This is a genomic window from Rugamonas sp. FW305-51, from assembly GCF_058786935.1.
In genome coordinates this window covers 18608-31862 of record NZ_JBYSZG010000017.1, presented here as the reverse complement: position 1 = coordinate 31862, position 13255 = coordinate 18608, and the positions used below count along the sequence as shown (strand labels likewise).

The 13255-nt window shown below is 65.3% G+C and carries 7 protein-coding genes; 3 read left to right on the top strand and 4 right to left on the bottom strand.

The window, feature by feature from the left end; genetic code table 11:
* Positions 1 to 3: 3 nt before the first annotated feature.
* Complete coding sequence (locus AC3WOS_RS13730) at positions 4 to 693, top strand: PKD domain-containing protein (protein ID WP_492716555.1); 690 nt, start codon at positions 4 to 6, stop codon at positions 691 to 693.
* 63 nt (positions 694 to 756) lie between these two features.
* Here AC3WOS_RS13730 and AC3WOS_RS13725 read toward each other — a convergent pair whose 3' ends face one another.
* The 3 genes from AC3WOS_RS13725 to AC3WOS_RS13715 all read right to left on the bottom strand — a co-directional run bounded on the left by AC3WOS_RS13725 (position 757) and on the right by AC3WOS_RS13715 (position 5610).
* On the bottom strand, positions 757 to 2478 hold the full coding sequence (locus AC3WOS_RS13725; protein WP_492716554.1) for an alpha-amylase family glycosyl hydrolase: 1722 nt from the start codon (positions 2476 to 2478) through the stop codon (positions 757 to 759).
* A 25-nt stretch (positions 2479 to 2503) separates the two neighbouring features.
* Positions 2504 to 4135 (bottom strand): alpha-D-glucose phosphate-specific phosphoglucomutase, encoded by a 1632-nt coding sequence (locus AC3WOS_RS13720; RefSeq protein WP_492716553.1) that lies wholly within the window; start codon positions 4133 to 4135, stop codon positions 2504 to 2506.
* Positions 4136 to 4257: 122 nt separating this feature from the next.
* The gene (locus AC3WOS_RS13715; RefSeq protein ID WP_492716552.1) at positions 4258 to 5610 is read right to left on the bottom strand and encodes an MFS transporter; all 1353 of its coding nucleotides are present in this window, start codon (positions 5608 to 5610) and stop codon (positions 4258 to 4260) included.
* Positions 5611 to 5827: 217 nt separating this feature from the next.
* On the opposite strand from AC3WOS_RS13715, the gene AC3WOS_RS13710 reads away from it, so the two are divergent.
* Both AC3WOS_RS13710 and AC3WOS_RS13705 read left to right on the top strand, forming a co-directional pair.
* Positions 5828 to 8236, top strand: a complete 2409-nt coding sequence (locus tag AC3WOS_RS13710; RefSeq protein ID WP_492716551.1) for a glycoside hydrolase family 31 protein — start codon at positions 5828 to 5830, stop codon at positions 8234 to 8236.
* 110 nt (positions 8237 to 8346) lie between these two features.
* On the top strand, positions 8347 to 10209 hold the full coding sequence (locus tag AC3WOS_RS13705; protein WP_492716549.1) for a M2 family metallopeptidase: 1863 nt from the start codon (positions 8347 to 8349) through the stop codon (positions 10207 to 10209).
* Positions 10210 to 10350: 141 nt separating this feature from the next.
* Here AC3WOS_RS13705 and AC3WOS_RS13700 read toward each other — a convergent pair whose 3' ends face one another.
* Positions 10351 to 13038: a TonB-dependent receptor gene (locus AC3WOS_RS13700; RefSeq protein WP_492716548.1), complete on the bottom strand. Its 2688-nt coding sequence runs from the start codon at positions 13036 to 13038 to the stop codon at positions 10351 to 10353.
* Positions 13039 to 13255 lie beyond the last annotated feature (217 nt).

Below are 13255 nucleotides of genomic sequence, written 5' to 3'. Positions count from 1 at the left end.
GACATGATGCGTACGCCCCTGCCGTCCCTGCTGTTGTCGATGGCCTTCTGTTCGACCCTGTTGTCATTGACCGCCTGCGGTGGCGGCGACGCCGGCCCGCCCGCGAACGTGGCTCCCGTCGCCAACGCCGGCACGGGACAGACGGTGGATGCGGGCACGCTCGTCAAACTCAACGGCAGCTACACGGACGCCAACCAGGACCTGGCCAGCTACACGTGGACGCTGACCAAGCCGCCCGGCAGCATGGCCTCGCTGATCAATCCGAAAGTGGCCACGCCCGACTTCATCGCCGACGTCGCCGGCACCTACACGGCCACGCTGACCGTCAACGATGGAGATCTGAGCAGCGCGCCGGCCACCGTCACGTTCACGGCGCAGGTGCCGGTGGCGGCCTTCATCAAATTATGGGATGGCGATGTGTGCAGTACTTCGCGCCGCATCTACGTGGCGGACGGCCACCTGGTCTACACCCAAAGCATATCGAGCACCTGCTCCGACAGCAACAGCACGACCCTGTACGAGAGCACGCCGGCGCGCTTGCTGTGCACCACGGGCGGCATCGCCAGCCTGCCGTGCAGCGAATCGGCCACGCAGGCGCTGATGAGCAGCATCCAGGCCGACATCGTCCATTTCCTGCGCAATGAACCGACCGTGGACCACACGATCAAGCAGGTCTACACCTACGGCCCGTAACAGCAGCACGGACGGCGATGCCGACGGCGCCGGCGGAAAACGCGAACGCCGCCGGCGCGCCGCTTACTGGCCGATCAGCACCACGGCGTTGTGGGCCGGGAAGGTGACCTTGCCCTTGCGGACAACGGCGCTGGTGCCGGAGTAGTAATCCCGGACCCGCGCGCCGTCGGCGAACACGCCATGCACGGCGATGGCGGCCGGCTTGTCGGTCGGCTGCTCCAGCGCCACCACCACCTTGTCGCGCACGCCGTTGCGCTCGAAGGTACGCTTGAACACATAGGGGTGGGCTTGCAGCTGCTGGTGCTCGCCCGCGCCCACGGCCACGTGGGCCTGGCGGAACAGGGCCAGCTTGCTCCAGTGGCTGCGCACGGCGGCCACGCTGTAGCCGTCGCGTTTGGCGTCGGCAGCCAGTTCATCCCAGTTCATGCAGGAACGCAGCCTGGCGTCGCCTACCGCTTCCGGCGGGTCGAGCCGGCGCGCCGTCTCGTCGCCGTAGTAGATCTGGGCCGCGCCGGGCGCCAGCAGCAGCTTGTTGGCGCTTTCGAACGGCTTGATGCGGGCCGGGTCGAACGGCTGGTCGAAGTCGTGCGAGGCCAGGTAGTTGAGCACCGAATAGCCTTTCAGCTCGCCGTGCAGTCTGGCCGCATAGCTGCTGAACAGCGGCTCGTAGTCCTGCTTCGCGTCCCACACCAGGCCGAAGTTGATGATGCTGTCGAAGCCGCCGTCCTGGTAGTAGTTGACCTTGTGGCCGCTGCCCAGGTCGAACAGCTGGCCGTTGGCGATGTTGTAGCCGAACAGTTCGGCCGTCATGAAGAATTTGTCGTCGCCCACCTTGCGGGCCGGGTTGGCGCGCTTCCACTCTTCGTAGGCGAGCGATGCTTCCTTGCCCAGCTCCTTCCAGGCGCTCGCCTCCACGTGCTTGACGGTGTCGGCGCGGAAGCCGTCGAAACCGTACTTGCGCACCCAGTCGGCGTGCCATTTGATCAGGTAGTAGCGCGGCGCACGCGGGTAGCCGGTGCGGGCGAAGAAGGCGTCGAGCTCCGCCATCTCGCGCTCGTAGCGGCCTTCCGCCTTCCACTTGGCCACCAGCGCGGGCGGCACGGCCACGTTGTCGTTGCTCTCGGTACGCACGTCGGGCAGGTTGTCCACCAGCGTGCAGGTGATGGTGGTGGCCGGGTCCTTGTAGGTGCACTTCGGGCCGGTGCGCACCCACTCGGTGGGCCATACGGGATCCTGCTCCGTCACGGGGCCGGTCTGGTTCATCACCACGTCGAGCAGCACGCGGATGCCATGCGCGTGGGCCGTGTCCACCAGCGTGCGCATGTCCTGCTCCGTGCCCAGGTTGGCGTCCACGCTGGTCCAGTCGCGCGCCCAGTAGCCGTGGAAGCCGTAGGACTTGCCCGTGCCTTCGTCGGTGCCGGCGTGGATCTGTTCGACGGGTGGCGTGATCCAGATCGCGTCCACGCCCAGGCTGTCGAAATAACCCTCGTTGATCTTGGCCGTGACACCGGCCAGGTCGCCGCCCATGTAGCCGCGCAGTGGCGCGGCGTCGGCCTGGCGGCCGTAGGCCAGGTCGTTGGCGCGGTTGCCGTTGTTGAAGCGGTCCGTCAGCAGGAAGTAGACGGTGGCGTTCTCCCACAGGAACGGCCTGGCGGCATGGCGCGCGGGGGCGGTGGCCGACGCTTTCGCCGGCGCGGCCGGCGCGGCCGAGGCGGCCGAGGCGGCCGGCACGGCCAGCGCAGCGAACACCAGCGCCAGGGTCATTGCAAGGGGAGTCTGCTTCATACGTACTTTCCTGTCAGGTTGAGAATCAGGTGATCACGCTGGGCGCGCTGCGGCCGGTATAACTGCTGATGCCGGCCACATGTTCGGCGATGGCGATCAGGCCGGCCAGCGCCTGCTGCGTGGGAAGATGGTGCAGGGCCGGGTCGGCCTCATAGCGCTCGAGGTAGACGCGCAGCGTGGCGCCCTCGGTGCCGGTGCCGGACAGGCGCAATACCACGCGCGAGTCGTCCGTCATCACGATGCGCACGCCCTGCTGGCGCGCCACCGCGCCGTCGACCGGATCGGTGTAGCAGAAGTCGTCCGCCAGCGCCACCGTGTAGTCGCCCAGCTGCTGGCCGGGCAGTCCGCCCAGGCGGGCGCGCAAGGCGTCCATCAATTCGGCCGCGGCCGCGCTGTCGATGGCCTCGTAGTCGTGGCGCGAGTAGTAGTTGCGGCCAAAGCGGGCCCAGTGCTCGCCCACCAGCGCCGCCACGGACTTGCCGCTGGCGGCCAGCAGGTTCAGCCAGAACAGCACGGCCCACAGGCCGTCCTTCTCGCGCATGTGGTCCGAGCCGGTGCCGTAACTCTCCTCGCCGCACAGCGTGACCTTGCCGGCATCGAGCAGGTTGCCGAAGTATTTCCAGCCGGTCGGCGTCTCGAAGCACGGCACGCCCAGCGCGGCGGCCACGCGGTCGGCCGCGCGCGAGGTGGGCATGGAGCGGGCCACGCCGCGGATGCCGGCCCGGTAGCCCGGCGCCATGGTGGCGTTGGCGGCCAGCACGGCCAGGCTGTCGGACGGCGTCACCTCGAAGCGGCGGCCGACGATCATGTTGCGGTCGCCATCGCCGTCGGAGGCGGCGCCGAAGTCGGGCGCGTCGTCGCGCGCCATCAGTGCGATCAGGCCGGCGGCATTGACGGGATTGGGGTCGGGATGGTGGCCACCGAAATCCTCCAGCGGCACGGCGTTGATGACGGTGCCGGCCGGCGCGCCCAGCATGCCTTCCAGGATCGCTTGCGCGTAGGGGCCGGTGACGGCGCTCATGGCGTCGAAGCGCACGGTGAAGCCGCGCGCGAACAGGGCGCGGATGGCGGCGAAATCGAACAGCCCTTCCATCAGCTGCGCGTAGTCGGCCACGGGATCGATCACCTCCACCGTCATCTGCTCGACGCGGGTGCTGCCCAGGCGGTCCAGCTCCACGTCGGGCGCGTCGCTGATTCGGTAGCGCTGCAGCGCCACGCTGTGCTGCCACACGGCCTCGGTCAGCGCTTCCGGCGCCGGGCCGCCATTGCCGATGTTGTACTTGATGCCGAAGTCGCCGTCCGGCCCGCCCGGGTTGTGGCTGGCCGACAGGATGATGCCGCCGGCCGCGCCATGCTTGCGGATCACGCAGCTGGCCGCCGGCGTGGACAGGATGCCGCCCCGCCCCACCAGCACGCGCGCGTAGCCGTGCGCGGCGGCCAGGCGCAAGATGGTCTGCACGGCGGCGCGGTTGTGGTAGCGGCCATCGCCGCCCAGCACCAGCGTGCGGCCGCTGCAATCGCCCAGCGTGTCGAACAGGCTTTGCACAAAATTGTCGAGATAGGCGGGCTGCTGGAATACCGTCACTTTCTTCCGCAAGCCCGAAGTGCCCGGCCGTTGGCCGGGGTATGGCGTGGTTGCTACCGTTTGTATCGTCATGTTTGCTCCGCGTGTCAAAGAGAATGCAGCGGGCGGCCGCGGCCGCCCATACACAGCCGTGTTTTTACCTTGTTCGGCAAGAACACGGCGCGCGCATGTGTTGTCACACGGACAATCTTAACTCAGGCGGCGGCCTTGATACCGTCTTCCTTGGCGGCGGCGGCCGCGTTGTCCTTGACGAACAGGGTCAGCACGCCGGCCAGCACCATGCAGGCGCCGCCCAGCATCACCGTATTGATTGTGTGGCCGGCGAAGAAGTGCTTGGTGATGGAACCGAGCAGCAGGCCGCTGCAGATTTGCGGGATGGTGATGAAGAAGTTGAACACGCCCATGTAGTAGCCCATGCGCTTGGCAGGCAGTGCGCCGGCCAGGATGGCGTAGGGCATCGTCAGGATGCTGGCCCACGCGATGCCCACGCCGATCATCGGCACGAACAGCAGGTTCAGGTTATGGATGGTGAAGATGCTGATCAGGCTCGCGCCGCCGATGGTCAGGCAGGTCATGTGCACGATCTTGCGGCTGGTGAGGCGCGCGAACACGGGCAGGATGAAGGCGGCCAGCGCCGACACGCCGCTGTAGACGGCGAACATGATGCCCACGTGGTTGCCCGCCTCCTGGAACGCAGCCGATTGCGCGTCCACCGTGCCGAACACGTTTTCCGCGATGGCCGAGGTGGTGTAGATCCACATCGCGAACAGCGCGATCCAGGCGAAGAACTGCACGAACGCCAGTTGCACCATGGTCTTGGGCATGCGTGCGAAGCCGCCCAGGATTTCAGCCATGGCGTGGCCCAGGCCCTTGCTGCGCGCGCGCTCGGCGCGGAACGCCTCCAGGTTCTCGGGCGGCGCTTCCTTGGCGGTAAACACGGTCCACAGCACCGACAACAGGTAGACGGCGCCACCGATGTAGAACGAGTAGCGCACGGTGTCGGGAATGGCGCCGTTGACGGGCACGTTGCTCACGCCCAGCAGGTCCGAGAAGATGGTGGGCAACAGCGAGGCGATCACGGCACCCCAGCCGATGAAGAAGGTCTGCATGGCGAAACCGGCCGTCTGCTGCGCGGGACTGAGCTTGTCGCCCACGAAGGCGCGGAACGGTTCCATCGACACGTTGATGGCGCCATCCATCAGCCACAGCACGGCGGCGGCCATCCACAGAACGCTGGAATTGGGCATCAGGAACAGAGCGATCGAGGCCAGCGCGGCGCCGACGAGGAAGAACGGACGGCGGCGGCCCCAGAACGGGTGCCAGGTATTGTCGCTCAGGTAGCCGATGATGGGCTGCACCAGCAAGCCGGTGACAGGCGCGGCCAGCCACAGGAAGGCCAGGTCGTCGGGATTGGCGCCCAGCGTGGAAAAGATGCGGCTGGTGTTGGCATTCTGCAGCGCGAAGCCGAACTGGATGCCAAAGAAACCAAAGCTCATGTTCCAGAGCTGCCAGAACGTCAGCCTGGGTTTGTAGGAAGAAGGTTGCATGCCGCGTGTCCCCGTTTATGTCGTCCGGGCTGCGCACCGGATCGATCCATCAAAATACGAATTTGTAGCAAAATAACACGCGCACCTACACGTGTCAATCGAAACAACTTCATAGTAAAATAAAGCAGTTAGCCACTCACAGCGCCGTGGTTTTGTAGTCAAATGTAGTCAAATAACATAAATCAAAACAAGCTCCAACAAGACGAGACCCCACCACATGACAAGCAAGCACTACGCCGGCCTGGCCCTGCTGATCGCCGCCAGCCCCGCCGTCCTGGCCCAGAACCTGGAGCGCCGTTTCGACAGCGCCACCCTGCATGGCAACCAGCTGGAAATCCGTACCAGCGACGGCCAGTACCTGATCAAGCCCTACTCCACCAGCATCGTCGAGACCACCTTCGTGCCCACCGGGCAAAGCGTGGAGCCGGCATCGCACGCGGTGGTGCTGGCGCCGGCCCCGGTGCCGGCCACGCTGAAGAACAAGGGTAACACCTTCGAATATGCGACCGGCGGCATGTCCGTCACCATCACCCGGGCGCCGTTCCAGATCGCCTATGCCTACAAGGGCCGTCCGCTGGTGGCGGAAAAACGCGGCTACGGCAAGACCGGCTACGGCGAGCGCATCGAGTTTGCGCTGGACGCGACGGAAGCCCTGTACGGCGCCGGCGCCCGTTCGGTGGGCATGAACCGGCGCGGCCACCGCTTCACCCTGTTCAACAAGGCGCACTACGGCTACAGCGACCATTCGGAGCTGATGAACTACACCATGCCGCTGGCGCTGTCGTCCAAGCGCTACGCGCTGCACTTCGATAACCCGCAGACGGGCTACCTCGATTTCGACAGCAAGGGCGACAACAGCCTGTCCTACGAAACGGCGGGCGGGCGCAAGACCTACCAGGTGATCGCCGGCGACCGCTGGGAAGACATCATCGGCAGCTACACCAGTTTGACGGGGCGCCAGCCGATGCCGCCGCGCTGGGCCTTCGGCAATTTCGCCATGCGCTTCGGCTATCACAGCGAGACCGAGGCCCGCAAGACGGTGGACCAGTTCATCGCCGACGACATTCCGGTCGACGCCATCGTGTTCGACCTGTACTGGTTCGGCAAGGACATCAAGGGCACCATGGGCAACCTGGCCTTCGACCAGGACAACTTCCCCCACCCGCAGCAGATGATCGCCGACTTCAAGGCCAAGGGTGTCAAGACGGTGCTGATCACCGAGCCATTCATCGTCGATACGTCCTCGCACTGGCAGGAAGCGGTGCAGAAGAAGATCCTGGGCACGGACGCCAACGGCGCGCCGCTGGCCTACGACTTCTATTTCGGCCATACGGGCCTGATCGACATCTTCGGCCAGCCGGGCCGCGACTGGTTCTGGGACATCTACAAGGGCCTGCACGACATGGGCGTGGCCGGCGTGTGGGGCGACCTGGGCGAACCGGAAGTGCATCCCGGTTCGATGCGGCACGCCACGGGCACGGCCCAGCAGGTGCACAACATCTACGGCCACCAGTGGGCCAGGCTGGTGGCCGACGGCTACCGCCACGACTATCCGGCCGAGCGCCCCTTCATCCTGATGCGGGCCGGCTATTCCGGTTCGCAGCGTTTCGGCCTGATCCCGTGGTCGGGCGACGTGGACCGCAGCTGGGGCGGCCTCAAGTCGCAGCCCGAGATCGCGCTGCAGATGGGCATGCAGGGCCTGGGTTATATGCACTCGGACCTGGGCGGCTTTGCCAACGCCAACCTGGACAACGAGCTGTACACGCGCTGGCTGCAGTACGGCGTGTTCCAGCCCGTGTTCCGCCCGCACGCGCAGGAGGAAGTGCCGTCCGAGCCGGTCTACCGCGACGCCCCCACCAAGGCGCTGGCGCGCGACGCCATCCGCCTGCGCTACCGCATGCTGCCGTATAACTACACGCTGGCCTTCGACAACAACCAGCAGGGCCTGCCCCTGATGCGCCCCATGCTGTACGAGGAGCCGGGCAACGAGCAGGCGCGCGCCATCGCCTCCACCTACCTGTGGGGCAAGGACATGCTCGTCACCCCCGTCACCAGCAAGGGCGCCACGCAGCAGCAGGTGTGGTTCCCCGCCCACAACGCGTGGTTCGACTTCTACACGGGCCAGCGCCAGGACGGCGGCGTGAGCAAGGCCGTGGCACTGGCGCCGGACCACATTCCCGTCTACGTGCGGGCCGGCGCCTTCATCCCGCTGGCGCCCGTGGTGCAGACCACGCGCGACTACTCGACCAAAAACATCGAACTGCACTACTACCACGACCACACGGCCCGCAGCGGCCAGGGCAAGCTGTATGACGACGACGGCGAGACGGCGCAAGCCTACGAACAGGGCAAGTATGAACTGCTGCATTTCGCCAGCAAGCTGCAGGGACGGCAGCTGACGCTGTCGCTGTCCTCGGAAACGGGCGCGCACTACCAGCGGCCGCAGCGCAGCATCGCGCTGCAGGTACATAACGTGGGCGCCCGTCCGGATGGCGTGCAGCTGGACGGCCAGCCGGTCCCATTTGCCTGGGACGGCGCCGCGCGCCTGCTGACGGTGCAGCTGCCGGCCGGCGAGCGTGCCGGCAGCACGGTGGCGATCGCACTGGCGGCGGCCGACGCGCGCTGACCAATCCGCAATAGTTAGCAAAACCGCCACCTGCGGCGGCCTGACGTGTATATTAATGGCCTTCGAACCGCCCGGTTCGAAGGCCATTTTTTCATTTCAGGGAGACGCGAGTGTCATCTACCTTCATCAAGGCGCTGCTGGCGATAAGCGCCATCACAGCCGCCAGCGGCAGCGCCTATGCGGCGCCGGCCGGCAAGCCTGCCGTGGCCGAAGCCGAACGCTTCCTGGCCGACGCGGAAGCCCGGCTTAATAAACTGAGCATCGAACAGGCGCGCGGCGCCTGGGTCGGCGAGAACTTCATCACTGACGATACGGAAGCGATCAGCGCCTTCTTTTCCGAGCGCTACCTGACGGCCTCCGGCGAGATCGCGCTGGCGGCGCGCCGCTACAACGGCCTCAAGTTGAAGCCCGAGTCCCAGCGCAAGCTCAAGCTGCTGCAGCTGACGCTGATGTTCTCCGACCCCAAGGAACGCGAAGCCTACACCGCCAGCCAGACCGCCATGACGGCCGCCTACGGCAAGGGCAAGTACTGCCCGAAGAACGCGGACGGCAGCGCCGGCACCTGCATGGCGCTGGGCGAAATGGAAAAAGTGCTGGCCGACAGCCGCGACCCGGCCAGGCTGAAAGAAATCTGGCTGGGCTGGCACGCGCAGTCGCCGTCGTACAAGCAGCGCTACAGCCAGTATGTGGCCCTGTCCAACAAGGGCGCCAGGGAAATGGGCTTTGCCGACACGGGCGCCCTGTGGCGTTCGCAGTACGACATGCCGCCCGAGCAGTTCTCCGCCGAGATGGAACGCCTGTGGCAGCAGGTCAAGCCGCTGTACGAATCGCTGCACACCTACACCCGCCACAAGCTGCGCCAGGCTTACGGCCCGGACGTGGTGCCGGCCACCGGCCCGATCCCGGCCCACCTGTTCGGCAATATGTGGAGCCAGACCTGGGACAACATCTACCCCCTGCTCAAGCCGGCCGGCGAAGCGGGCAGCTATGACCTGAGCCACGTGCTGGCCGAGCGCAAGACCAGCGCCAGGGACATGACGGCCTATGCGGAACGCTTCTACACCTCGCTGGGCATGCAGAAGCTGCCGGCCAGCTTCTGGGAACGTTCGCTGCTGACCAAGCCGCGCGACCGCGAAGTGGTGTGCCACGCCTCCGCCTGGCCGATGGACGACAAGGACGATGTACGCGTCAAGATGTGCATCACGCCCACGGCCGAGGACTTCAGCACCATCCACCATGAGCTGGGCCACGTCTACTACTACCTGGCCTACGGCAAGCAGCCCTACCTGTTCCGCACCGGCGCCAACGACGGCTTCCATGAAGCCATCGGCGACACGGTGGCCCTGTCCGTCACGCCGGACTACCTGAAGACCATAGGCCTGATGCCCAAGGATGCCGCGGCCGACGCCGACATCGGCCAGCTGCTGCGGCGCGCGCTGGAAAAGGTGGCCTTCCTGCCGTTCGGCTACTCGGTCGACAAGTGGCGCTGGGATGTCTACTCGGGCAAGACCAAGCCGGCCGACTACGACAAGCACTGGTGGGAGCTGCGCGAGCAGTACATGGGCATGTCGCGCCCGGCCGCCGTCAGCGCGGACGGCTTCGACGCCGGCGCCAAGTACCACGTGGCGGCCGACGTGCCGTACGCGCGCTACTTCCTGGCCGACATGCTGCAGTTCCAGTTCCACCGCGCGCTGTGCCGCGAAGCCGGCTACACCGGTCCGCTGCACCGCTGCTCCGTGTACGGCAACCCCAAGGCCGGCGCCAGGCTGCAGCAGATGCTGGCCATGGGCGCCAGCAAGCCGTGGCCGGAAGCGCTGAAAGCCATTTCCGGCGAAGAGAAGATCGACGGCGGCGCGCTGCTCGACTACTTCGCGCCGCTCAAGACCTGGCTCGATGCGCAGAACCGCCAGTTCGCGGCGGCCGAAGCGGCCGGATCGGCGGCCGGATCGGCGCCCGGCGCACTGGCCAGGTAAGCGCACGCACCGGCGCGGCGCAACGTCCCAGCGGACGGCGGCGCCAGCGCAAAGCGTGCGCCCTGCCGGGCGCACATAAAAAAAACCTCGTCCCTTGCAGGACGAGGTTTTTTCATTGCTCCGCTGTCGCGGCCTGTAGGCTTAGAACTTGTAGTTCGCGCCCACCAGGATGGTGCGGCCATACTTCTGGTATTCCAGCTGCTGGCTACGGGTGCCGGTGTAGGTCTCGTAAGCCGAGTTGGTCAGGTTGTTCACCTGCAGCAGCAGACCCAGGCCCTTCATGCTGCCTTCGTTGAAGGTGTAGCCGACCTGGAAGTCGACCACGTTTTCGCCGACCACATAACGCAGCGTGCGCGAGTTGGCAAAGTTGCTGATCTCACCCACGAAGTCCGAACGCTTGCGCTGGCTGACACGGGTTTCGAAGCCGTTCTTCTCGTAGTAAGCGGTCAGGTTGGTGACGCGCTTGGACAGGCCTGGCAGCGGAATGTTGCTGCCGATGCTGCTGCTCGGATCATCGATCTTGATGTCGCTGGTGCTGAAGGTGGCGCTAGCCTGCACACCGAAACCGTCCAGCGACTTGGTCACGAGATTCAGCGGCAGCGAGCCGGACAGCTCCAGACCTTTCATCGTGCCGCCCTGGCCGTTGTACGGCGCCGAGAACGGGCCGATGGCGGTGTTGAGCGAACCCAGCGCGCCGGTGTTGTACACGTAGCCAGCTGGAATGAACGACGAGAAGTCGTAATCCTTGGTCTGGGTGTAGATGTAGCTGGTCAGCTTCTTGTAGAAACCGGCGACGGCATAGTAAGCCTTCTTGTCGAAGTATTTCTCATACGAGATATCGATGGCATTGGCGCGCCATGGGTCCAGCTTGGCGTTGCCGCCATTGGCGGTCAGTCGGAACAGGGTCTTGTCGTAGTCCATCTGGAACGCCGAGCTCAACTGGTCCACGCGAGGACGGGCCAGTTGCTTGGCCACGGCCAGACGCACGGTCTGCTGGTTGTCGAAGCCGAACGCCAGGTTCAGGCTAGGCAGCACGTCGGTGTAGGTCTTGCCCTCGTCGACCGGCTTGATCTGGGTGGTGCCGCTCGAATTGTCCACGTAGCGCGATTGCGACGACTGGTTGGTGCGCTGCACTTGCACGCCCACGTTACCACGCACGCTCACGTCACCGAGCTCAGCTTCGATGTTGGCCTTGACGAAGCTGGTGGTCACTTTTTCCTGCACGTCCCAGGCCTTGGTCACCAGGTAGGACAGGTTGTCGACCGGATTGAACGCCATGCCGTAATTCACGACACCAGGCACGTTCCAGGCCGGGATGGTACCGACGCCAGCGAAGCCCAGGTCCACCGGCGCGTATTGCAGGTTGGACGGCACAGTGAACTGATCGCCAGCCAGCGTAATCGGGCCTTCAGGCTGACGACGCTTCTTGGTGCGGTCGGCGTAGTTGACGCCCACGTCCACGCCGGAGAACAGCTTTTCCATCATGCCCGGCACTGGCAGGCTGGCCACCAGCTTGAAGCCTTTCAGCTCGTCTTCCACGTGCGGCACCTTGCCGTAGCCCGAGCCGTAGATGGTGTTGCGCACGTACAGCTGGGTAGGATCGCTGTAGTTCAGGCCGGTCGTGATGGTCGGGAAACCGCCGCTGGCATATTTCAGGCCCAGGCTGTCGAGGAACTGGGTGCCTGGCAGCGGGTTGTGCTGCAGGTTGTTTTCCAGGCTCAGTTCATCGCGCTTGGCACGCGAGTAGTTCACGTCGGCGAACAGCGACCAATCCTGGAACTTGATGGTGTTGCTCCAGCCGGCTGCATGGATCTGGTCCTTGCGCTTGTTGTACATGCCGCGCACCAGCGGGAACACGCCAGTGGCCGTGCCGCCGGCCAGGCTGTTGCCGTTGAATACGGGATTGACGTAGTTCAGACCAGGGGTGTAACCGCCGTTGTAGTTGCCGAGGTTGACTTCCAGCTGGTTGTTGGTCTGCTCGCTCTTGAACTCGGAGGCGTAGACGTCAAAGATGCTGGTCCACTGCTTGTTCGGACGGTATTGCAGCACGCCCATGAAGCCGTCGCGCTTGTTGGTGCCGCTGGTGGCCACGGCCTTGATGCCGTCGGTGATATAGGTGCCGTTCGGAATGCCAGGACGCGAATCCGTCTTCCATGGTTCGTACATGCCCGTCTCGTGGTCGAGGATGGGCGATTCCAGGTGGGCGAAGCCGAGCGCGATACCGATCGTGCGGTTGGCGAACTGGTCGATGTAGCTGGCGCTGAAGCGGTTGCCGTTGGCCGAGGCGCCGGCGATGCTGCCCAGCGAGTTGTGTTCGCCGCGCGCATTCAGCGCCACGGTACGGCCACCGAACGACAGCGGACGCACGGTTTGCATGTCGATGGTGCCCGACAGGCCCTGGCCGACCAGGCCCGCGTCCGGCGTCTTGTAGACGGTCACGCCAGCCATCAGCTCGGATGGGTACTGGTCGAATTCGACGCTGCGGTTGTCGCCGGTGCTCACTTGCTCGCGGCCGTTCAGCAGCGTGGTGGAGAAGTCGGGCGACAGGCCGCGCACGCTGATCACCTGGGCACGGCCGGCCACGCGCTGGGCGGCCAGGCCGGGCAGGCGCGAGATCGATTCGGCGATGCTGACGTCAGGCAGCTTGCCGATGTCTTCCGCCGAAATGGCTTCCACGATGGAGGTAGCGTCTTTCTTGACCGAAATCGCATCCTCGATGCCGCGGCGGATGCCGGCCACGGTCACGGTCGCCATCGGTGCGGCGTCGGCGGCCGGGGCCGCAGGGGCGGTTTGCGCATAGGCCGGATTGGCCAAGGCGGCTACAAACACGGCGCAGCCAGCCGCTACCGGACTCAGTTGAAACTTTGCGCCATTGCGCTTGTTTACGAAAATACTCATTGTAAATGTCCCCTCACTCACGACACCAAACATTATTCCCGCCAACCTCAACCAAGCCGCTTACGCAGGCCGCTTCAACTTTACGGGATCCAGGAAATGCAACGTTCTCTGACGTTCCAGAAAGAATTTTGTACTAAAACTAGATCCA